Consider the following 22737-nt stretch of genomic DNA (forward strand, 5'->3'; position numbering starts at 1 on the left):
ATTATTTCCTTTTTTTTATTTAAATATTGATAATAATACACCGGCAGCAACAGCTGAGCCAACAACTCCGGCCACGTTAGGACCCATAGCATGCATCAACAAAATATTAGTGCAATCCTCCTTAACACCTTCTTTATTTACAACCCTAGCAGCCATAGGAACAGCACTAACACCGGCTGCACCTATCAAAGGATTTATTTTTGTTTTTGAAAATTTATTCATTATTTTTGCCATTATAACACCGCTAGCTGTTCCTATAGCAAATGCTATAAGTCCCAAAACCAATATACCAAGTGTATTTGGAACTAAAAATTTTTCAGCCGCAAGTTTTGAACCAACAGAAAGACCTAAAAATATAGTGATGATGTTTATAAGTGCATTTTGCATAGTATCACTAAGCCTTGATACTACTCCACACTCTCTAACTAAATTTCCAAATGCCAAAGCTCCTATAAGTGGTGTAGCATCTGGTAAAATAATAACACATAAAATAACAAGAGTTAAAGGAAAAAATATCTTTTCAATTTGACTAACTTCTCTTAATTGAACCATTTTTATTTTTCTTTCTTTTTGAGTTGTTAAAGCTCTCATTATAGGTGGTTGGATTATAGGAACTAAAGCCATATAAGAATAAGCAGCAACAGCTATAGCTCCAAGCAAATCAGGAGCCAGCCTAGAAGCTAAAAATATAGCAGTAGGGCCATCGGCACCACCTATGATACCTATAGCAGCAGCATCTGAAAGTGAAAAATCAAAAAATGATGTATACTGAGATAAAGCCAAAGCACCTATAAGAGTAGCAAATATACCAAACTGAGCAGCAGCACCTAGCAATGCTGTTTTTGGATTTGCAAGAAGTGGACCAAAATCAGTCATAGCCCCTACTCCCATAAATATTATAAGAGGAAATAATCCAGTAGAAATTCCAAAATTATAAATTATCCCTAAAAAACCATCAGGTCCAGCTATATCAGCTATAGGTATATTTGCAAGTAATCCACCAAATCCTATAGGAATAAGAAGTAGTGGCTCAAAACCTTTTTTAATCGCTAAATACAAAAGTAAAAAGCATATAAAAAACATTATAATTTTTCCAAAACTTTGATTAAACTTTGATATAGGGTTACCATCATGATCTTTTACATCATCGCTGGGATTTAAAAAAGTATAAATCCCAGTAGTTTTGTAAAAATTGGTAAATAATTCGCCAATACTCTTTTGTTTGTATTCAACTTTGCTGTTTTGAGAAGTTTGTTCGTTGGCAAAGGTATTTGTAAAACAAAAGCAACAAATAAAACTTAGTAGTAAAATTTTTAAAATAAATCCTTTTTTAAAAATCATTACTTAAACCTAGCCAAAATTTGACCATTTGCTACACTTTGTCCTTGTGAAACCTCTATGCTAGATATGATGCCATCTTGTGGAGACACTATCTCTATTTCCATCTTCATAGCTTCAACTACAAATACAACTTGTCCTGATTTTACGTTATCGCCAGGATTTACAAGTATTTTAAAAATACTACCAGGAAGACTTGAAGTTATACAAGCCGAGTCATCAGATGATGAGTTTGTAAATTGGTTTTGATTTGTTTCTTGACTTGAAACTTGTTTGATTTCTTTTATCTCAACACCATCAGCAAAACCTTCACTAACTTCAACATTATATCTACTTCCATTTACAACAACACTATATTTTCCAATATTTGAATTATTATTGCTATTACTTGGTGCTATAGCTGTTTTTACTGTGTTATCTATCTTTCTTACATTTACTTTAGCTTCACCTTTTAAAAATGCGATACCTTTTTCTTTACAAGCAGCAACTATAAATAAATTCTCATCAGTAACTTCTATATTTTCTTTTTCTAAAATTTGCTGAGTATATTTAAGGGTTTTTGTTTCATCAAGATCTGCTAAATCAATGGCATGTTTTGTAGTAGGTTCTAAGCCAAGCTGCTCACTTGCTAGTTTTACTATGTTTTCATCTGGTTTAACTGGTGTTTTACCAAAATAGCCAAGAACCATTTTTCCATATCCATCGGCAATTTTTTTCCATTTTCCAAACATTACATTATTAAAAGCTTGTTGGAAATAAAACTGGCTAACAGGTGTTACACTTGTTCCATATCCTCCAAGTTCTACAACCTCTCTCATGGCATCTATAACTTCTGGAAATTTATCCAAGATATTATTATCCCTCATCATTTGAGTATTTGCAGTCAATGCTCCACCTGGCATAGGAGAAAAAGGTATTATAGGGCTTACCTGAGTAGCCTCAGGCGGTATAAAATAATCTTTTAAACAATCTTTCAATGTATTTTCATATGTTAAAATTTTATCTATATCTAAACCTAGATCATAATCTTTGCCTTTTAAAGTATGAAGCATAGTAAGTATGTCTGGCTGTGATGTTCCTCCACTTACTGGACTTGCAGCTAAGTCTATACCATCTGCTCCGGCTTCTAAAGCAGCTAAATAACAAGCTATACTAACACCAGCTGTTTCATGTGTATGAAGTCTTAAATGTGTATTCTCTGGAAGCAATTTTCTTGCCATTTTGATAGTTTCATATACTTTTTGTGGATTTGAAGTACCACTCGCATCTTTAAAACAGACGCTATGATAAGGAATACCGGCATCTAGAATTTCTCTTAATATCCTCTCATAAAAAGCAACATCATGAGCGCCAATACATTTTGGAGGAAGATCCATCATAGTTACAACTACCTCGTGTTTTAAACCATGATGGAATATCCTTTCTCCTGAATATTTTAAATTTTCAACATCATTGAGTGCATCAAAATTTCTTACAGTAGTAGTTCCGTGTTTTTTAAACATCTTAGCATGAAGGTCTATTATTTCACGACTTCCAGTATCAAGTGTCACTGTATTTACACCGCGAGCTAAAGTTTGTAAATTTGCATCTTCTCCTACTATCTGTCTAAATTTATCCATCATAACAAAAGCATCTTCATTTAGATAAAAATAAAGACTTTGAAATCTAGCGCCCCCACCAAATTCAAAATGTTTTATACCTGCATTTTTTGCCGCTTCAACTGCCGGAAAAAAATCATCCATAAGAACTCTAGCTCCAAATACAGACTGGAATCCATCTCTAAAAGTTGTATCCATCACATCTATAAATTTCTTAGCCATCTAAATGCTCCCTTAAATTTTATCTTTTTTTAAAATTAGATATAGCAACACTAATAGCTGCAACCAACTCGTTGTTATCCTCTTTTTTAAAACATATTGTTTTGTTATCGTTGTCTATTATTTCATTTTTTATAAATTTATTTATAATCCTACCTTGAATGCTAAGTGTAAAAATCATAATAACTAAAAATAAAAATACGGAACTCATACCAAGAACCATAAAACTAAAACCCTCAGAAACAAGATTTATATTCATAATTCACTCTTTCTTAACTAGTTGAAAAAAATTATGTTAATCATAATAGCAAGAATGCTTATTGGTGCAACAAATTTTATAATAAAATACCATATGTTAAATACTAATTTTGTTGTATATGGAGCAAAAAGTGTTTGCAATGCCTCTTTTTTTATAATATAACCAACAAAAACAGCTCCACCTATTCCACCTATAGGAGAAAGTATATTAGAAGCAACATAATCAAGAAAATCAAAGAAATTCTTACCAAAAAATAAAATGCTATCTCCAACATCTTTTATATATGATAATATACAAAATACCCCTATTATGAATATAGCTAAGCTAACTATAAAAAGTGCTTTTTGTCTTTGTATTTTAAATTCCCTAATCATAAAAAACACGAATGGCTCTATAAGAGAAATAGCAGAAGTTATAGCAGCAAAACTAAGAGATATAAAAAACAAAACTGCTAATGCATTTCCAACAATACCGAGCTTTGAGAATAACGTAGGTAGCGATATAAACACAAGACCTGGTCCTTGAGAAGGCTCTCCTCCAAACTCAAATACAAATGTAAATATAATAAGCCCCATCATTATAGCAAGTAAAATATTTATAGCTACTATACTTATAGTAGATGTAACAAAGTTTGTTTCATTTGACAAAGATGCTGAATATGTAATGATAATAGACATACCTAAAGACATCGTAAAAAATGCAAGACCAAGAGCTAAAAATAGTGAATTTAAAGTTATTTTACTAAAATCAGGAATAAGCAAAAACTTAGCCGAATCAACAAATCCATCCATTGTAAAAGAATAAGCAAGCATCGCCAAAAGAGTAATAAAAAGTCCTGGCATCATCCAAAAACTAATCTTTTCGATACCGCTTTTTACGCCTTTAGAAAGTATAACGATACAAATCAAAAATGCTAATATAAAGAAAAATATTTGTCCATAAATATCAGTTGTTATAAAATCCATAAATAATGTTTTAGAGCTTTCAATATCACTAGGCAATGTTAAAAAAGATATATATATGTATTTTAAAACCCATCCGACTATAACAATATAATAACTAGCAATAATAGCAGCTGTAATCATAGTAAGCATGCCGAAATATCCCCATATTTTTTTATTTTTAGGAGCTAGTTTTCTAAATGAATTAACACTATCACTTTCGCTAAGCTTTCCGATACTAAGTTCCCCTAAAAATACAGGAACTCCTATTAGAAAACATATAAAAACGTAAAGCAAAACAAACGCCGATCCACCATTTTCTCCAACAATATATGGGAATTTCCAAGCACTACCAAGACCAACAGCAGATCCAGCCACTGCTAATACATAACCTAACTTACTAAAATACTCTTTTGCCACTAAATTATTCCTCCAATCAAAACTAAAAATACACAAACTGGCGCTACAAAACGCAATAAAAAATACCAAATTTGAAATATATATTTTCCCATATAAGGTATAAACAATTCCTTTAAACTCTCATATTTCATAAAATATCCAACAAAGACACAAAATATAATACCGCCCAATGGAAGCATGATATTTGAGCTTATAAAATCTAATAAATCAAAAAAACCTTTTCCAAAAAATACTAAATCATCTTTTACCCCATCTATGTTTGATAAAGCACATAAAACTCCGAGTATATAAACAAAACTTCCTACTACAAATATAGCTTTTGTTCTTGTTAGATTGAAATTTTGTGTTAAAAATAATATACAAGGCTCAACCATTGAAATAGCAGATGTAAGACCCGCAAAAACAAGCGCAAGAAAAAACACAAAGCATAAAATATTACCAAGGAATCCAAGCTTTGCAAATAAAGTAGGTAATGAAACAAAAGCAAGTCCTACGCCATCGGCTGGAGATGAATTAAATTCAAAAACAAATGTAAATACTATAAGTCCTATAATTATACTTATTACTACATTTAAAACAACAACATACAAAGATGATGTAAATAAATTTGTCTTATTATTAAGATTTGTAGAGTAACTAAGAACGGCCCCTATTCCGACGCACATAGTAAAAAAAGCAAGTCCTAAAGCCATAAAAATAGTATGAGAGTTTATCTTAGAAAAATCAGGAACCAATAAAAACTCAGCAGCCTTAGAAAAGCCATCCATACTAAAAGAATAACCTAGCATTAACATTAAAAGTAAAAAAATTGTAGGTATTAACCATAAATTTATCTTTTCTATGCCGGCCTTAACACCTTTTGTTAATACAAAAAAATATGCAATAAATGCTATAGTAAAATACAAAATCTGTTCAAAAGAATTTTTTGAAATAAAATCATTAAAAATCTTTCCAGAAATGGCAATATCATTAGGCAAGGTAGAAAAAGATAAAACTACATACTTTATAACCCAACCTATTATAAGAGTATAAAATGATGCGACCAAAACACCTGTTATCATAACTATGCCGGCAAATTTCCATATATTTGGACCTTTGGTAGCTAATGTTTTAAATGCATTAACAGTATCTTTTTGTGAAATTTTACCCATAGCCATCTCAGCAAAAAATATACTAAGACCAACAATCAAAGCAAAAATAAGATAAATAAGAACAAAAGCTGATCCACCATTAACCCCTACCATATATGGAAATTTCCAAGCATTTCCAAGACCTATGGCAGCCCCAACTATAGATAATATAAAACCTATTTTAGAAAATTTATCATTCATTTGCATTACTTATAAATTTGATATATCATAATTAACAAAATAGCTACAGGAGTAACAAACCTTAATAAAAAATACCAAATTTCAAAAAATGTTTTATTCATAAATGAGCTAAATAAAATATAAAGCCCATCTTTTTTGACAACAAACCCAACAAAAAAACTAAATACTATAGCGCCAATTGGCATTATTATGTTTGATGTCAAATAATCAAGAATATCAAAAAATGGATTACCAAAAACCTTAAATGAAGTAGGCTCATAAAATGATAATATACACATAAAACCAAGAATATAAACAAAACAAGCTATGTATAACAAAGCTCTTTTTCTGGAAATTTTTAGTTTATTTATAAGGTAAAAAGTAAAAGGCTCTATCATAGAAACAGCACTTGTTATACCAGCAAATAATAATGAGATAAAAAACATAAAAGATAAAATATTTCCTATAATTCCTAGCTTTGCAAATAAAGTTGCAAGACTTACAAAGATAAGTCCAGGTCCGCCTTGTGTAGTATCTCCACCGTATTCAAATACAAATGTAAATACAACAAGCCCCATCATAATACCAACTAAAATATTGATAGCTATTATTGATAATGTTGATTTAACCAAGTTTGTTCCATCTGGTAAACTAGCAGCATATGTAGGAACAGTGCAAACACCCATAGAAAGTGAAAAAAAAGCAAGCCCTAATGCTTGAAGTATGATATCAGGCGTTATTTTGCTAAAATCAGGGACAAATAAAAATGAAGCGGCTTTTATAAAACCATCACTTATTGATAAAGAATAAGCAAGCATGATTATAAGCAAAATAAAAAGACTTGGCATCATCCAAAAATTTAACTTTTCAATACCGCTTTTTATGCCTTTTGAAACAACAAAAAAAACCATTAAAAATACAACGCTAAAACATAAAAAAGAATTAAAAAATTCATTTGAGATCAAACTATTAAATGCTTTTCCAGCCTCTTGTGTTGTAGTAGGAAGTTTATAAAAACTGAGCATAACATATTTTAAAATCCACCCTATAACAAGTAAATAAAAAGATGCTATCAAGATGCCACCTATCATAAAAAATCCAGCTAAAGACCACTGTTTTTTGTATTTAGGTGCAAGTTTTTCAAAAGAATGCACAGGATCTGTTTCTCCTAATTTTCCTATACTTAATTCTGCTAAAAAAGCAACAAAAGCTACAAAAAATGTGAGTAGTAGATATATAACTATAAAAGCTGAACCGCCATTATTTCCAACCATAGTTGGAAATTTCCATGCATTTCCAAGGCCAACCGCAGAACCAGCCATAGCCAAAACAAATCCTATTTTTGAAAATTTATCTGTCATATAACTCCCAAGATATTACTTAATACAAAAGTAACAAAATATCATAGTACGATACCATAAAAAACTTTTGTTTTATCTAAATAATAAATATTTTTTTAATACTTTTATACACACTGTGTTTTTTTGAAACAAAAGATATTAATTATCGCGTATTTATCCCTTATATAACTATCAAGCAAATAAACTACATTAACAAATAAAATACCATTTTATCCCGCAAAAAAATACAACAAGCAAAACTATCTATACTATAAACCCTAGTAGTGCAAAAACTAGATTTGATATAAATGTAAATAATAAAAATGTGCTTGGTAAAAAAAATAAAAAGTAGAGAAAAATAGTTGATGTGTAAAGTTAAATTTTATTTCAAAAGTTGAGAATTTGAAAACATTTATTTAAACATGCGCACAGCTTGCTGCATCAAGCAAAACCAAGCGGTAGCAATAATAATAAAATAAATTTAGCAATTATTAATTAATCCATAATATATCTATGATGTAATTTTTAAATATAGATGGTTATAATAGCTATCTTTTTTTGATTATTAAAAAACGTTTGTTTACAATTAATAAATAAAAAATTCATTATCATTATTATTTTTAATATATAATAACAAAAAAATTATTTTTTTTATTTTTTCAAGGAGATATAAATGGGTAGACCTCAAAAACCTTTTAACATTGATGTAAGGTATCCAAGCGTAGAACATTTGCGTATAAAAGCAAAAAAAAGAATGCCTCGTTTCGCATATGATTATTTAACAGAAGGTTGTAACGATGATTTAAATGTTACTAAAAATACATCTGAAATCAGAGAGATAGAAATGGTTTCAAGATACTTGACTGATTTTAGAGATTCAGATCCTCAAGTGGAGTTATTTGGTGAAACTTATGACGCGCCATTTGGTATAAGTGCTGTTGGGCTTCAATCTCTCATGTGGCCTAAAACTCCACAATATTTGGCTAAAGCAGCAAAAGAACACAATATACCTTTTATGCTTTCAACAGTTACAACTATGTCTATAGAAGAAACGGCTAAGATTACAGATGGTAAGTTTTGGTTTCAGCTTTACTATCCAAAAGACAAAGACCGCCGCGAAGATATTTTAAAGCGTGCATGGGATAATGGTTGCAAGGTTCTATGTCTTCTTTCTGATGTTCCTACTTTTGGTTATAGACCAAAAGATGTTTACAATGGTCTTGGTATGCCTCCTGCTATGTATATAAGAAATATATTAAACGCTATGACTAAACCAACTTGGGCCTTTGAAACACTTTTAAATGGTGGTATGCCTCGTTTTGAGACATTAGAAAAATACATGACAGAAAAGATGAATCTTCAACAACTTGGTATGTTTATGGATGATTTCTTTGATGGAAAACTAACAGTTGATAGGATAAAAGATATTCAAGATATTTGGCCTGGAAAAATAGTCATAAAAGGTATATCAACTGTTGAAGATACCCAAACAGCTATAGATTTGGGTGTTGATGGCATCATAGTATCTAACCACGGCGGAAGACAACTAGATGCTGGTCCAACGAGTATAAAAACGCTTCCTGATATAGTAAAAGTAGGCAAAGGTAAGATAAAAATCATGATAGATAGTGGTATGAGAACAGGACCTGATATAGCAAGAGTTATAGCTTCTGGTGCTGAGTTTTGTTTCTTAGGAAGACCATTTATGTATGGAACTGGAGCTCTTGGCTCTAAAGGCGGCGATCAAGTAGCCCAAATCCTAAAAAGAGAGTTTATACAAGTTATGCAACAGCTAAACTGCCCTAAAGTAGAAGATCTACCAAATTTCTTATACAAAAAATAAGATACTTAGCCCACTTTTTTCGTGGGCTAAAGCATATAAATTATATACTTATAAATTAAAAATATACTAACTTTTAATTATCGCAATATGATTACTTTTTTATATGTATATATTTTATAATATTTTTTAATATATGCATTTTTTAGAAATTTTATAAAAATAAAATAGTTAATAGCATAATAAATTTCTCTTTCATCTTCATATCTTCTGCTTTTATTATTCGCTCTTTCTTATCTAAATCTATATCTTAACATTTGGCAAACCTAGCATTGCTTGGGCGAAGAGCATAGAGTATGACATAAAACCCTGTACTCATTTATACTAGATATTAAATCTTTGAATTTATCTATATCTGTTATTGCTTTTCTTACAAAGGCAAAAATGCGTTTATAATATCTTTTCTTGTTATGTTGTTTATATCTACCGTAGCAAATTTTGGCAATATAAACCTATCAAATATGCTTTTTATCCTTTGCAGGTGCTTAGGTGTTATATCGTTTCTTGTTTTTATATACTCTTGATAAATTGTTTGAAAATCTTTGTAATTTTGCTCTTGTAAAATATCTATACCATTATTTACTAATTTTTGTAACTCTGTTCTTTTTTTCTCTTGCTTCGCTTAAACTCATTGTTGGATATGTTCCTATTGTATGTCGCCTACGTTTATTTGTCTTTGGACTTTTATATATAAATACAAAAGTTTTATTTCCGTTCGGAGCGACTTTAACTAACATATTAAAACCATCACTTATAAAGTATGGCTTATCTTTTGGCTTTAAATTTTTGATTGATATTGCAGTTAATGTATTTGCGATTTTTGGCATATTTTATCCTTTACTTGTTGACTAAATGCAAAATTTAACTAATTATTTTTTAGTAGTCAATAAAACAGTCAACAAAAAAATATTAAAAGAATTGAAAAGCATAGCAAAGCATTGAAAGGTATAAAGGCTTTAAAAGTTCGATTTTATAAGGCTTTGTGAAAGGTTTTGAAAGGTATTTAAAAGTATTAGTGGCGGACAGAGAGGGATTTGAACCCTCGAGCCCCGTTAAGAGCTGCACCCTTAGCAGGGGTGTGGTTTCAGCCACTCACCCATCTGTCCATTACCAAAGATGAATTGAGATTATAGCTAAATAACATAATTTTTTGCTTAAATTTTTAATTATTTTATAATTTTATTTTATAAATACAAAAATATATTATAAAATAATCATATAAAATTATATTTTTTTGATATAATCTTTGCATTGGATATCAATCTAAAATTTAAAACGTTAAGGAAATAAAGTAATGAAATCAGTAAAAATTATAACATCGGTGGCATTAGCTTCTGTATTATTTGTTGGTTGTGCAACAATTCAATTACAAACAAATGCAAAAATGAGCCAAAGCATATTTATAAATCCTGTCGCTAGTAGCAAAAAGTTAATTTTTATTGCGACAAAAAATACAAGTGGCCAAAATGTAAACATACAAAATCAAATAGAAAATCTTTTAACACAAAGAGGCTATAAAATAGTAGATGATCCGGAAATGGCAACATATATTTTAATGAGCAATATACTTTACTGTGATAAAAAAAGCGAAAATAATGCAGCTGGAGCCGCAGTAACAGGTGGAGCGATAGGAAGTAGCATTGGCGCATATAACCATGGCTCTATAACAGGAACTATTGCAGGTGGAGCTATAGGAGCTGCAGTAACAGGCATAATAGGAAAACTAACAGAAGATACAATATACCAAATGCAAGTTGATATTATCGTAAGAGAAAAAGCAAAAGGAAAAGTTACTGCAAACAAAGGAAATGTTTCTGGTCAAGCAAGTGTAGCTGATAAAAGAAAATCAGGATTTTTAAATGAATTTGGTGGAGAAATAAGAAGAGATGAGGCTAGTGGAAACTTTAATTCAAACTCAACAAATTATGACAACCAAGTATTTGAAAGAGATTATGTAGAACAAAAAACAACAATTTTTGCAGAAGCTACAAAAAGTGGTCTTAATTTAAACGAGGCTATACCAATCCTAGAAAACAAAATAGCTTCACAAATAGCTGGATTGTTTTAATAACCAAAAAAAGGGCTTTTTAAAAGCCCTTTAAATTTTAGTATACTATAACATATGCTATCTGAGAGCCGTGAACACCTATAATAGTTTGAAGCTCTATATCTGCTGTTCTAGATGGACCAGTTATAAAGATTGTATTTGTTGGCAACCTTCCACCCTCTTCTTCCTTAACTTTATGCAAAGCCTCGCTCAAGCTTTTAACTATAGTATCTTTTTTAACAAGCATTACACATATTTTTGGAGATAAGCTCATCATTCTTGGCTGAGTCTTGCTAGAAGCTATACAACAAGTACCATGAGAGCTAACAGCATATCTTGCACTTATAATAGACATATCAAAATCAAAAATTTGTTGTTTAAACTGCTCAATAGGCTTATCGAATTTAAATTTCTTTTCTATATCTAAAGTTTCTGCATCGAAAGGGAGTTTTTCATCTGAATATATAAGATGTTTTGCGCCTTCTTTTTTGATTATGCCATTGATTTCCTCAGCTAATTTATCTTCAGTTGTTTTTATAACAATCGATCTATTTTCTGTGATTCTATCTATAAATTCCTTATACATATCGCCACTTGGCTCTCTTTTAATAAACTGAACTGGATCTGCTGTTGGAGCGTCATCAATCATTTGCATATTATGCTTACCACTTCTTATGCGGTGTAAAATTTCTTCTTTACTCATAGATTACTCCTTCCATTTTTGATATAACATCATTTGTATTAAAGTTAAATGGTGGCAAATCCTTATGCTCAAACCATAATTTTAGCACAGGAATATTTTTACCTTGTGATTGGATTAAGCCATTAAATATCCTAGCACTTGTCATAGCTGTACGCCACATAAATCCACTTGTAGCTACCATAGTAAAACCTTTAAAGCCCATTCTTTCAACAGCACTATGATTTATATTATCTGCACCATAAGGAGGATTTTTGCCATCTCCTACTTTGTCTCTTCTTAGTTTTCTAATCAAATCAGCTAAAGGAATTTCAACAGGACAAACTTCGCTACATCTTCCGCAAAGCGAACAAAGCGAAACAACATCTCCATTTATATCCATGCCAAATATTTGAGGGCTAATAACCGCACCTATAGGACCAGGATATACTGACTGATATGAGTGTCCACTAATCTTATCATAGACAGGACAGAAATTCATACAAGCGCCACAGCGAATACAGCGAAGAGCTTCATAATAATCCTCATGGGCTAGCATATTTGTTCTATGATTATCAAATAAAATTATATGACACTCTTTTGGACCATCAAGCTCACCTTCTCTTCTTGGGCCTGATATAATATTATTATAGTTTGCTATAAATTGACCTGTTGCAGATGGAGTCAATAAACCAACTAGGTTAGATGCATCTTCAATAGTATCACATACTTTTTCTATACCGCAAATTGATACCAAAACATCTGGTATAGTAGTAGACATTCTACCGTTACCTTCATTTTCAACTAACCATATAGCACCTTCTTCTGCTATAGCGAAGTTTGCACCACAAATACCTATAGTTCCGGTTTTAAAATGCTGACGCATATAATCACGAGCAATTGCATTTAATTTTTCTGGCTCATTTTCTAACGGAGCGCCTATTTTTTCATGAAATATCTCGCCTACTTGATATCTATTTTTATGAATAGCTGGAACAACAATATGAACAGGTTTTTCATCAACTAGTTGTATAATTACCTCTCCAAGGTCTGTTTCAAGAGATTTTTTCCCTCTTTTTTCTAGATAATGATTTAACCCAACTTCTTCTGAAGCCATTGATTTTTGTTTGATAACTTTATCAGCACCTTTTTCTAGCATAAGCTGATAAACTATTTCGCATACATCATCGCCAGTATTTGCCCAGTGAACAATCCATCCGTTTTTCTTAGCTTTTTCTTCAAACTTCAATAGTCTTTCATCTAAGCGATAAAGACTATTGTTTTTAGCATGTTTTGCACTATGTCTTTGTTCTTGCCAGTTATTATATTTATTCTCTATAACACGAGCCCTATTACCTTGTAATAAGTGCATAGCATCACCTAAATTTTTTCTTAATTGTTGATCATTTAAGCTTATATTTACTATATTTTCATGATTATTCATAGTGCCTCTCCTTGAATACGGTTCAATAAGAAGTCATAAAGATGTATTAGTTTTACATCTGATTTTTGGCGTTTAAGTGTGCCATATATATTTAACATACATCCACCATCCGCACTGACTAAATACTTGACACCTGCATTATTTATATCATTCATTTTCTCTATAGCCATGGCATGTGAAATTTCAGGCTCTTTTACAGAAAAGGTTCCACCAAATCCGCAGCACTCTTCTTCATATTTTAACTCAACAAGTTCTACATTGCTAAGCTGTTTTAATAGATTCTTAGAACTATCTATACTTTTTGCAACACGAAGTGCGTGACAATTTGAATGCCAAGTTATCTTAACAGGCTCGCCTTTATCTTCATACTTAACACCTAAGACTTGATCAAGATAAACACTCAATTCAACGACACGTGAACTAAATTCTTTTATCTTTTCTTCATTTTTATCGCCATGAAAAAGCTCTAAATAATCGTGCTTCATTACCCCCGTACAAGAACCACTTGGAACCAAGATAGGATAATCACCTTTAAACAAATCAGCATTATAAAGAGCTATTTTTTTACTCTCTTCAAAATACCCTGTATTATAACTAGGTTGTCCGCAACAGGTTTGATCTTTTTTATAGATCACCTCAATACCCTCTCTTTGAAGTAACTTTATAGCACTTACCAAGGTTCTACCCATAGTAGCAGAACCAAGACAAGTAGAATAAAGATAAACTTTTTTACTCATTATACTCTCCTTTATTTTGATTGGTTATATAACACCTAATAAAACATAACCTACACCTACAGCCAAAACGGTGTAAAATAAACACGGTAATAAACTATATGTAAGCAGTCTTCCTTCGCCTTTACCAAGCAGACCAACTGTCGCACATACAGCAACTATATTATTTATACACACCATATGTCCAATAGAACCGCCAACATTTTGCAATGCTAAAATAACTTGGGTGTTTAAACCCACCAATGAAGCAGTTTCATACTGAAGACCTCCGAATAAAATATTTGATACAGTATTAGAACCAGAAAAGAAACTCCCCAATATACCTATCAATGGAGAAACTATTATATAACCTTGACCTGATAAGTCAGCAAAGAACTTAGCCATAATCTTAACCATTGTAAAGCCTTCTTGGGTTCCATATGTAAATTTAAAATCTTTTAAAATATAAACCATTGCAACACCAGCTGCCAGAGGTATAACAGCTTTTGAAACTTGTCCAAAAGTAACACTCCAAGCAGATTTTACATCTTCAATTTTCATTTTATGTAAAAATATTATAATAATGGCAACTAAAATAAATGGTATAGTTCCTGGTAAATAAGCATACTCAAAATCATAAGCTGTCCCCGAAACATCCATAATTGCTGGAAATTCTATTTTTAAGCTTTTTAAAAAATCTTTTAATCCAAATTGCGGAATACGAGTAATAACAAGAACAAGAGATATAATCACATAAGGCAACCAAGCCATAAATAGTGACATATTTTGAGTAACAGTTTCTTTTTTTTCTGAAGATGTATTGATAGGAGCCTTCCAAAAATCTGGCCAAGCTTCAATAGGCTCAAAATCCCATTTATCTTTTGGCACCAAAAATCCAATTTTAGCAGCTAAAACTAATATACCTAAAGATATAAGACCACCAAGCAACGCAGGTAACTCAAAACCAGCAAATTTGGCCATTAAAAAAAATGGAACTATAAAACTAATACTAGCTAATAAACAAAATGGTAAGACTGGAAGCACATCTTTAAAACTTTTGTTTTTACCAAAAATTTTAACCATCATAGCAACAACCAAAAAAGGCACAAATAAAGCACAGACTGAATGTATAGTAGCTGTATATATGCTAACATCTTTCATATAAGCATCCAATGTTGCGGGATCAGGCAAAAAAGAATTTAAAGCCTGTTGGATACCAAAAGTTGGAGTTCCAACTGCACCATAACTAACAGGTGAACTATTTAAGATAAGAGTGGTTATAGCTGCACCAAAAGCAGGAAAGCCAAGTCCCACCAAAAGCGGAGCTGCTAAAGCTGCTGGAGCACCAAATCCAGCTGCACCCTCTATAAATGCACCAAATGACCAACCTATAATAATTACTTGAATACGACGATCTGTCGTAATCTTTGTAAAGCCATTATTTATAGCATTCATGGCACCTGAATACTTCATAGTATTTAATATAAGGATCGCTCCGAATATAATTACGAGTATATCAAAAGCTTTAAGAAAGCCAAACAAAACCCTTGCACTAAGTTCGGTAACACTAGCACCAAACGAAAAATATGAAATAAGCAGAGCAAAGGCTAAAGCGACACTAAGTGAAAGCTTTGAACTCTTTTTAAAACCTATCATCATAACAAGTATTACAATAATAGGAAAAAAAGCTAAGAAAGAATACATAAAATCTCCTTATATTAAAATCGTTTTTTATTTATTTATATTTTAATAAAAAAACCAAAAAACATATACTAAATGTGTAATTATTTTTAAGATTAAAATTAATATGTGAATATTGGTAACATAAAATAATCAACAAAATTAACAGTATTGTTATTTAAACACACTTATGCTAATTAATCATGTTTATATTTTAATAATCAAAATCAAGAATGTGCCACTAAAAGTAACATTAGAAAAATATTTAATTTACATTTGTATTGTAATATTTAATAATTTTATTGTGAATTATAAGTGAAATATAAAGAATAGAACTACCTATAATTAATTTAAACAAATCTGTGTCTTTTTGCCAAAATAATAAATTTACCAATATAGCAGCCGGTATTAAAGCATTATTCATAATAGCCAAAACTCCGCTATCAACATCACAAGCGCCTTTATTCCATAAAAAATAACCTATTCCACTTGCAACAACGCCAAGCCAAATCAATGTTAAAGTCTGAGTTAAATTTGGATTTACTTTTTCAAAATTCCCAAATAAAGCAAATGCTATCAAAACAACTATAAAAGCACCAAAATGAAAATATCCAAATATATCCCTTTGATTAAATCCATTAAATTTTTCAATTAAAATTTTATATAGGCTCTGACCTGCTCCAAAGCATAAGTTTGCACCCTGAACTAACAAAAAACCTTTTAATGAATTATTATTTATGCCGTCATATTTGATAATAAATGCTCCCAAAAAAGCGATACCTATACTAACTAAATATAATTTTTTAAATTTCAAAGAAAAAGCATCATAAACCAAAGTAACATAAAATGGGGTAAAAATAGTAAATAAAGCTACTTCTGCAACACTTAAATACAAAAAAGAATTATAATAAAACAAATACATCAAACCAATCTGAATAGCACCTATAAACATAATACTAAAAGATAATTTTAATGGTATATTTTTAAATTTTGTAAATGGCAAAAAAACAATACTAGCCAAAGCAACACGAACAAGAACAAAAAAATAGCTATCTATCTTTCCAGCTAGAAACTCACCTATCAAGCTAAAACTAAAAGCCCATATAAAAGTAACTAGAACTAAATTTTTCACTATATTTTTTCTCGTTCGTAAAATCTTTTAAAGTATTTATCTAGCTTATACGCAAATGAAAAAAGTGCTGGAACTATCAAAAGTGTTAATATAGTAGAGCTTATAAGGCCTGATATTATAGCTATAGACATAGGCGAGTTTGCTTCATAACCAGCACCTTTTGAAATAGCAAGTGGAAGCATAGCAAATATCATGGCAAAAGTTGTCATCAAAATCGCATGAAGCCTCATAATTCCTGCTTTTTTTATAGCTTCATTTAAATCAATTCCGCTATTTGCATATTTATTGGCAAAATCAACTACTAAAATAGCATTTTTACCAACCATGCCAAAAAGCAAAATAGAACCAACCATAACAAAAAGACTAAAAGAATTTCCACTCATTAAAAGTCCAACAACAACTCCAGCAAAAGCAAGAGGCATAGATATCATGATAACAAATGGCAAAACAAAACTCTCATAAAGAGCGGCAAGTATCATATAAATAAGTAATGCGCTAAGGCTTATAGTAAAGATAAAAGCCTCATTTGTATTTTTCATAAGCTTAATAAAACCGGTATATTTCTTGCTATATCCTTGCGGTAAAATCTCAGGCATATTTTTATCAAGATATGCAGATACATTACCAAGCGGTATATTGTCCAAATTTGCTAAAATTTTTAATTCATTTTGTTTGTTATATCTTGGTATAAACAAAATATCTTTTTTTATCTCAAAATTAGCGATATTATCTAAAGTAAAAAATTCGCCAAAAGCATTTTTTACTCTTATTTTCTTAAGCTCTTGTATATCTTTTTTAAACTTATCATCAAATCCTATCACGATATCATATTGATTAACACCATTATCATACAAACTTATAGTATTTTGAGAAAAAGATGTGTTGATTATCGTAGCTACTTCGTATTTACTAATGTGAAGTTTTGAAAGCTTTTCTCTGTCCATGCTGATTTTTATCTGCTCGCTTTTATCTTCATTTTTGCTTTTTATATCAATAACGCCACCAAAATCAGTAAGCATTTTTTTGACTTTTAAAAATATATTTTCAAGCTCATCAAAACTATCGCCAGTAACTATAACCTGAATAGGTTCATTATCACCGGTATCAACTATAGGCAAATCAGTAATGCTGATATTTAAATCAGAAAAATCAAGTTTACTTCTATAATCAGCCATTATATCTTTTTGTCTTTGATTTCTTTTAGATACAGGAACCAAATGAGCATAGATTTTAGCCTTATAAGCTTGTTTTGCATCATCATAACCAACAAGTGTATAAAAATACTCAATACGTTTATCCTCTTTGATTGTATTTATGATAGGTTGTAATTTATCTTGCATGAAGTCAATTGATGAACTTGGGTCTGCTTTTATGAAAATATTAAACTCGCTATTATCTTCACTTGGCATAAAATCAATACCAACTTTTCCTGCAAACGATATACAAAAAGCAAATATACAAAAAGTAATAATTATAAAAATAACCTTAAATTTCAAAATAAGATCTAAAACCTTACCATATGAATTATCCAAAGCTTCAAATAAAAAACTACTTTTATTATAAAAATAACTTTTTTTTGTATTTAAAAATCTAGTGCAAAGTGCCGGGATAAGCATTATACAAACAAAAAAAGAAACAACAATTCCACCAGCAACACTAATAGCAAAAGAGTTAAAATATCTACCAACAATACCATCCATAAATGCTATCGGAATAAAGACACAAAGTAACACTAATGATATTCCAAGAACACTAAATGCTATCTCACGAACACCATCAAAACCAGCTATAAGTGGATTTTTTTCACCATTTTCTATTTTCTTTGATATATTTTCAATGACAACTATAGCATCATCGACAAATATACCAATCCCGAGCGTCAAAGCTACAAGAGTTAAGCGGTTTATGTCATAACCTAAAATATCCATTATAAAAAATGTCCCTATAATACTCACAGGAATTGCAATAGTTGATATTATAGTTGATGAAACACTTCTTAAAAATAAAAAAACTATCAAAGCAGTAAGAAAAATACCAAGAACCATATCAGAAGCCACTTGCTTTATATGTTTTAAGACAATCTCACTCTCATCAAAAGCTATATTAAAATCAAGTTCATCACCAATCAAATATTTAAAATCTTTTAAACTTTCTTTTATGGCTTTTATTGTATTTATTGTATTTATGCCGTTTATTTTTTTAATTTCAAGCATAACACCATCTTTACCATCCATAATCGCCAGACTATCTGTTTTTGCATAAGAAAAGGAGACATCAGCTATATCTTTTAAAAACAAGCCATCTTTGATTCTTAAATTTTTTAGCTCATCTATACTTTTTGCATTAAAATCAGAACTTAAAACTATTTTTTTATCATCTGTTTGCAAATTACCAAGAGGCATTTGAAAATTTTGTAAATTTATGATTTGTGCCACATCTTTAGCATTTAAATTAAACTTATTTAATAAAAATGGATTTAGTAAGATATTTACTTGTGGCTTTAAAAATCCTACTTTATTTATTCCACCTACCCCATTTATTCTTTGCAAAAATGTTATAGCTTTTTCATCTACAACTTTCATTAAATTTGTTGTATTTTTATCTTTAGAACTTACAAAAATACTAAAAATTGGCTTATCGGAACCAGATACTTTTTCTGTTATACTTTTTACTGGCAAACCAGCTTTTGAAATTTTATCCCTTATATCATTTAAAGCTATTTCAATATTTTTTTCAAGATCAAACTCAATTAAAACAACGCTTAGGTTATCATAACTAACAGAATTTATATTTTTAATACCATCTATTGAAGAAACTTCATCTTCAAGTTTTTTTGTAATTTTGTTATTTATATAGTTTTTATCGCCTTTTGCAAATGTTGTAATTTTAACAAGCGGAATTTCAACATTGGGAAACAAACTTATGCTCATTGTTCTTATAGATATAATTCCAAAAACAAAAAGTGATAAAAAAATCATCAAAGTAGTAATTGGTCTATTTATAGCAAATTTATACACTAGTAATCACTTTATTTTTATAAAACCTTCACCATAACTTCCGATTGTTAAACCATCAGTATAGGCTTCAGCTTTAAATTTTCTAGTTTTGATATCTATTATTGGATAAATAGTTGATATTTTTACTACTTGTCTATCTCCATCTTTTTTATCAAAACAAAACTCATCTCCAACTTTTATCTTGTCAATATAACTTCCATCTATATACATTACAATCTTAACTTCAGGATAAGATACGAGTTCTAGCACACTAGAATTAAGTGCTATGACACCACTTCCGATTTCAGTATTTTTAGCAACTATAACTCCACTAAAAGGAGCAATAAGAGTCTTTTTAGAAAGTCTATTTTTTATATTTTCAACCGCTATTTGAGCTTTTTTTACAACAATTAAAGCATTTTCATAATCAAATTTTACCTTTTCAAAATCATATTTTGATATATCGTCTTCAACTTGTTTAAATTTATTTAAAGTTTGTAATTTAAAATCTTTAACCAATTTTGCATTTTCAAGCTCATTTTGCGCTATCTTTAAAGCTATTTTTTCATCTAAATCATCAAGCAAAACAAGCTTATCACCTTTTTTTACAACACTAGAAACATCTACATTTATTTTTTTTACAATTCCATTTGCTTCAAATACGAGTTTTGAATCCTTAACGGCCAAAACATCAAAATTTGCATATATTTGCTCATCAGCAAAAGAAAAATTTAAAAAAATAAGTAATATAAAAATAAATCTCAAAATCCTATCCTCTCTAAAATATCAACTCCACTTTCAAAATAATATTCAGCTTTTTTTATCTCAAGCTCATTTTTAGCTGTTATCAAACTGCTTTTAGCCCCAAATTCATTAGCAAGTGATAACAAAAAGTCATTATACCCAACAAGTCCTGATTTATACTTATTATCTATCGCTTTTAAACTTGTTTGAGATGATTTTAAATAAAGCTCATTTGCTAGTATTTTATCTTTTAAATTCTGTATCTCTTGTTTTATGTTTTTTAAACTTAATTCATTTTCTCTTTTTTTATAATTTAGATTAAGCATTGCTTGTGCTTTTTTTACTCTTTGAGTCTCTATTTTTTTAAGATTAGATCCGAAATCAAAAATTTTCCATTTAAATCCAATCATAAACTCATTATTTTTTTCCCAATCTTCTTTTAATAAATCATCAGCATAAGATTTAAAAATAGCAATATTACTATTAAGAGAACCTCCTAATTTACTCTTTGTATACATAAATGTATTTTGTAAAAATATATGTGGCAAATACTCAGAATAAGACTCTTTTATACTATCCTCAATAGCAAAAAGTTCTTTACTCATGGCTTTTAACTGCACTTTATCACTTGAAATATTATAATCAGGTTCTTTTAAAGATATAAAATCAAAGCTAGAAACATCTGTATTTGATAAAAGATTGATTGAATTTTTTATTTTGTTTAGTTTTTGTTTTAGTTCAAGCTCCTCGCTTAAACTCAGGTAATACTTAGCTAAAATACTTTCATACTCGCTACTTGAACCAAGTCCAGCATCTTTAAATGATTTTAAACGCTCCAAAGTAGCACTCAAATAGTTTTTCTCACCCTCTTTTGCTTTAATTATGCCAACCAAAGATAAAGCATTATAATAAAGCCTAACAATATTTAAAGATAGATAATTTTTGTATTCATCATTTTTATAAATTTCACTTTGATTTAAATTCGACAAAGCTCTTATCCTGGCCTCTCTTGCACCACCATCATATATCAAAAAATCAAGTTTGGCATAGATGCTATTTATCTCTTTTGGTCTTAAAATCAACTTTTCATCTGAGTTTGTTTTATACCCTCCTCCTATTGAAATGCTAGGAAGATAACCAAGTAAAACATTTTGTTTATTTAACTCAGATTTCACAACATCATATTTTTTTATATTTGCTAATTCTGAGTTTTGAGTGTTTAAAATAACATCTTTTAAACTTGTAGCATTTAAAACCAAGCAAAATAAACATAAAAATAAAAATCTAATCATTTATATACTTCTTTCAGTGAAAACTTTCAACTAAATTTCCAACTAGTAAATTCCACCCGTCAACCAAAACAAAAATAAGTAGTTTAAAAGGTAGTGATATCATAACGGGTGGCAACATCATCATACCCATAGACATAAGAACAGAGCTTACAACCATATCTATAACTAAAAATGGCAGATAAAGCAAAAAAGCTATTTCAAAAGCTGTTTTTAACTCACTTATCGCAAAAGCTGACATCGCTATAGTAAGTGGAATTTCATCTATATTTGCTGGATTTTGTAAATTTCTTATCCTAAAAAAAAGTGCCAAATCTTTTTCTCTTGTATTTCTAACCATAAATTCCTTAAACGGCTTTATACTTTTATCAAAAGACTCTTCATAACCAATCTGTTCTGCCAAATAAGGCTTTATTCCATTTTCATAACTCTGCTTTGCAACTGGTTCCATTATAAAAAATGTAAGAACCATAGCTATAGATATCAAAAGTGTAGAAGGTGGCATTTGCTGAGTACCCATAGCTTGACGCAAAAATGAAAACACTATGACAAGTCTTAAAAAACTTGTCATCATAAATATAAGACCTGGCGCTAATGTTAAAACCGTTAAGGCTATTAAAACATTTAAAGAAGTTACTAATTGTGTTGGGTTGTTTGGAGCTGTTAGGCTTAAATTTATCGTTGGAATTTCAACATCAGCTGAAAATCCAAATAGACCAAAAACAGATAATAAAAATAGTATCCTCAT

19 protein-coding genes and 1 tRNA gene are annotated in these 22737 nt (G+C 30.0%); 2 read left to right on the top strand and 18 right to left on the bottom strand.

The features are described 5' to 3' along the window. Window positions 1-15 precede the first annotated feature (15 nt). The 6 genes from CPIN18021_RS05045 to CPIN18021_RS05070 are packed head-to-tail and all read right to left on the bottom strand — an operon-like array spanning window position 16 to window position 7446. Window positions 16-1341: a sodium ion-translocating decarboxylase subunit beta gene (locus CPIN18021_RS05045; protein WP_078423431.1), complete on the bottom strand. Its 1326-nt coding sequence runs from the start codon at window positions 1339-1341 to the stop codon at window positions 16-18. Next, complete coding sequence (locus CPIN18021_RS05050) at window positions 1341-3158, bottom strand: biotin/lipoyl-containing protein (protein WP_078424564.1); 1818 nt, start codon at window positions 3156-3158, stop codon at window positions 1341-1343. The genes CPIN18021_RS05045 and CPIN18021_RS05050 overlap by 1 nt, the downstream gene beginning before the upstream one ends. Window positions 3159-3177: 19 nt before the next feature. Next, window positions 3178-3414, bottom strand: a complete 237-nt coding sequence (locus CPIN18021_RS05055; protein ID WP_078423433.1) for an OadG family protein — start codon at window positions 3412-3414, stop codon at window positions 3178-3180. A gap of 17 nt (window positions 3415-3431) precedes the next feature. Next, complete coding sequence (locus tag CPIN18021_RS05060) at window positions 3432-4775, bottom strand: sodium-dependent transporter (protein WP_078423434.1); 1344 nt, start codon at window positions 4773-4775, stop codon at window positions 3432-3434. Further along, window positions 4775-6106 (bottom strand): sodium-dependent transporter, encoded by a 1332-nt coding sequence (locus CPIN18021_RS05065; protein ID WP_078424565.1) that lies wholly within the window; start codon window positions 6104-6106, stop codon window positions 4775-4777. The genes CPIN18021_RS05060 and CPIN18021_RS05065 overlap by 1 nt, the downstream gene beginning before the upstream one ends. A gap of 5 nt (window positions 6107-6111) precedes the next feature. Continuing rightward, window positions 6112-7446 carry a sodium-dependent transporter gene (locus CPIN18021_RS05070; protein WP_078423436.1) on the bottom strand — a complete coding sequence of 445 codons (1335 nt, stop codon included), beginning with the start codon at window positions 7444-7446 and terminating at the stop codon, window positions 6112-6114. 652 nt (window positions 7447-8098) lie between these two features. Between CPIN18021_RS05070 and CPIN18021_RS05075 the strand changes: the two genes are divergently transcribed. Further along, complete coding sequence (locus tag CPIN18021_RS05075; RefSeq protein WP_078423437.1) at window positions 8099-9268, top strand: alpha-hydroxy acid oxidase; 1170 nt, start codon at window positions 8099-8101, stop codon at window positions 9266-9268. Window positions 9269-9635: 367 nt separating this feature from the next. Here the strand turns inward: CPIN18021_RS05075 and CPIN18021_RS09200 are convergent, their stop codons facing one another. The 3 genes from CPIN18021_RS09200 to CPIN18021_RS05090 all read right to left on the bottom strand — a co-directional run bounded on the left by CPIN18021_RS09200 (window position 9636) and on the right by CPIN18021_RS05090 (window position 10371). Continuing rightward, window positions 9636-9836 carry a tyrosine-type recombinase/integrase gene (locus CPIN18021_RS09200; RefSeq protein ID WP_078424878.1) on the bottom strand — a complete coding sequence of 67 codons (201 nt, stop codon included), beginning with the start codon at window positions 9834-9836 and terminating at the stop codon, window positions 9636-9638. A 4-nt stretch (window positions 9837-9840) separates the two neighbouring features. After that, window positions 9841-10092 (bottom strand): Arm DNA-binding domain-containing protein, encoded by a 252-nt coding sequence (locus tag CPIN18021_RS05085; RefSeq protein WP_078424566.1) that lies wholly within the window; start codon window positions 10090-10092, stop codon window positions 9841-9843. A gap of 189 nt (window positions 10093-10281) precedes the next feature. Then, a tRNA-Ser gene (locus CPIN18021_RS05090) sits at window positions 10282-10371 on the bottom strand. 188 nt (window positions 10372-10559) lie between these two features. On the opposite strand from CPIN18021_RS05090, the gene CPIN18021_RS05095 reads away from it, so the two are divergent. Continuing rightward, window positions 10560-11333, top strand: a complete 774-nt coding sequence (locus tag CPIN18021_RS05095; protein WP_078424567.1) for a complement resistance protein TraT — start codon at window positions 10560-10562, stop codon at window positions 11331-11333. Window positions 11334-11370: 37 nt separating this feature from the next. On the opposite strand, the gene CPIN18021_RS05100 is transcribed toward CPIN18021_RS05095, so the two are convergent. The 9 genes from CPIN18021_RS05100 to fliP all read right to left on the bottom strand — a co-directional run bounded on the left by CPIN18021_RS05100 (window position 11371) and on the right by fliP (window position 22737). Beyond that, complete coding sequence (locus CPIN18021_RS05100; RefSeq protein WP_078423440.1) at window positions 11371-12015, bottom strand: LutC/YkgG family protein; 645 nt, start codon at window positions 12013-12015, stop codon at window positions 11371-11373. Further along, window positions 12008-13435 carry a LutB/LldF family L-lactate oxidation iron-sulfur protein gene (locus CPIN18021_RS05105; protein ID WP_078423441.1) on the bottom strand — a complete coding sequence of 476 codons (1428 nt, stop codon included), beginning with the start codon at window positions 13433-13435 and terminating at the stop codon, window positions 12008-12010. Before CPIN18021_RS05105 ends, CPIN18021_RS05100 begins: the two co-directional genes overlap by 8 nt. After that, on the bottom strand, window positions 13432-14172 hold the full coding sequence (locus CPIN18021_RS05110) for a (Fe-S)-binding protein (RefSeq protein ID WP_078423442.1): 741 nt from the start codon (window positions 14170-14172) through the stop codon (window positions 13432-13434). Before CPIN18021_RS05110 ends, CPIN18021_RS05105 begins: the two co-directional genes overlap by 4 nt. Window positions 14173-14196: 24 nt before the next feature. Beyond that, a complete protein-coding gene (locus tag CPIN18021_RS05115; protein ID WP_078424568.1) occupies window positions 14197-15852 on the bottom strand; it encodes an L-lactate permease in 1656 nt (551 codons plus the stop codon). A 241-nt stretch (window positions 15853-16093) separates the two neighbouring features. Then, a complete protein-coding gene (locus CPIN18021_RS05120; RefSeq protein ID WP_078424569.1) occupies window positions 16094-16960 on the bottom strand; it encodes a DMT family transporter in 867 nt (288 codons plus the stop codon). After that, on the bottom strand, window positions 16960-19977 hold the full coding sequence (locus CPIN18021_RS05125; RefSeq protein WP_078424570.1) for an efflux RND transporter permease subunit: 3018 nt from the start codon (window positions 19975-19977) through the stop codon (window positions 16960-16962). The genes CPIN18021_RS05120 and CPIN18021_RS05125 overlap by 1 nt, the downstream gene beginning before the upstream one ends. Window positions 19978-19983: 6 nt before the next feature. Further along, window positions 19984-20721 (bottom strand): efflux RND transporter periplasmic adaptor subunit, encoded by a 738-nt coding sequence (locus tag CPIN18021_RS05130; RefSeq protein WP_157886668.1) that lies wholly within the window; start codon window positions 20719-20721, stop codon window positions 19984-19986. Beyond that, entirely contained in the window at window positions 20718-21992 is a 1275-nt protein-coding gene (locus CPIN18021_RS05135; RefSeq protein WP_078423448.1) for a TolC family protein, read from the bottom strand. Before CPIN18021_RS05135 ends, CPIN18021_RS05130 begins: the two co-directional genes overlap by 4 nt. Window positions 21993-22005: 13 nt before the next feature. Continuing rightward, complete coding sequence (fliP, locus tag CPIN18021_RS05140) at window positions 22006-22737, bottom strand: flagellar type III secretion system pore protein FliP (RefSeq protein ID WP_078387819.1); 732 nt, start codon at window positions 22735-22737, stop codon at window positions 22006-22008.

The organism is Campylobacter pinnipediorum subsp. caledonicus (genome assembly GCF_002022005.1).
GTDB classification, from domain to species: domain Bacteria; phylum Campylobacterota; class Campylobacteria; order Campylobacterales; family Campylobacteraceae; genus Campylobacter_A; species Campylobacter_A caledonicus.

What these genes read in the sequence shown, in the direction of transcription:
- CPIN18021_RS05045 (WP_078423431.1), bottom strand. Translation starts at nt 1,341, where the DNA reads ATGATTTTTAAAAAAGGATTTATTTTAAAAATTTTACTACTAAGTTTT.
- CPIN18021_RS05050 (WP_078424564.1), bottom strand. Translation starts at nt 3,158, where the DNA reads ATGGCTAAGAAATTTATAGATGTGATGGATACAACTTTTAGAGATGGA.
- CPIN18021_RS05055 (WP_078423433.1), bottom strand. Translation starts at nt 3,414, where the DNA reads ATGAATATAAATCTTGTTTCTGAGGGTTTTAGTTTTATGGTTCTTGGT.
- CPIN18021_RS05065 (WP_078424565.1), bottom strand. Translation starts at nt 6,106, where the DNA reads ATGAATGATAAATTTTCTAAAATAGGTTTTATATTATCTATAGTTGGG.
- CPIN18021_RS05070 (WP_078423436.1), bottom strand. Translation starts at nt 7,446, where the DNA reads ATGACAGATAAATTTTCAAAAATAGGATTTGTTTTGGCTATGGCTGGT.
- CPIN18021_RS05075 (WP_078423437.1), top strand. Translation starts at nt 8,099, where the DNA reads ATGGGTAGACCTCAAAAACCTTTTAACATTGATGTAAGGTATCCAAGC.
- CPIN18021_RS05085 (WP_078424566.1), bottom strand. Translation starts at nt 10,092, where the DNA reads ATGCCAAAAATCGCAAATACATTAACTGCAATATCAATCAAAAATTTA.
- CPIN18021_RS05095 (WP_078424567.1), top strand. Translation starts at nt 10,560, where the DNA reads ATGAAATCAGTAAAAATTATAACATCGGTGGCATTAGCTTCTGTATTA.
- CPIN18021_RS05100 (WP_078423440.1), bottom strand. Translation starts at nt 12,015, where the DNA reads ATGAGTAAAGAAGAAATTTTACACCGCATAAGAAGTGGTAAGCATAAT.
- CPIN18021_RS05105 (WP_078423441.1), bottom strand. Translation starts at nt 13,435, where the DNA reads ATGAATAATCATGAAAATATAGTAAATATAAGCTTAAATGATCAACAA.
- CPIN18021_RS05110 (WP_078423442.1), bottom strand. Translation starts at nt 14,172, where the DNA reads ATGAGTAAAAAAGTTTATCTTTATTCTACTTGTCTTGGTTCTGCTACT.
- CPIN18021_RS05115 (WP_078424568.1), bottom strand. Translation starts at nt 15,852, where the DNA reads ATGTATTCTTTCTTAGCTTTTTTTCCTATTATTGTAATACTTGTTATG.
- CPIN18021_RS05135 (WP_078423448.1), bottom strand. Translation starts at nt 21,992, where the DNA reads ATGATTAGATTTTTATTTTTATGTTTATTTTGCTTGGTTTTAAATGCT.
- fliP (WP_078387819.1), bottom strand. Translation starts at nt 22,737, where the DNA reads ATGAGGATACTATTTTTATTATCTGTTTTTGGTCTATTTGGATTTTCA.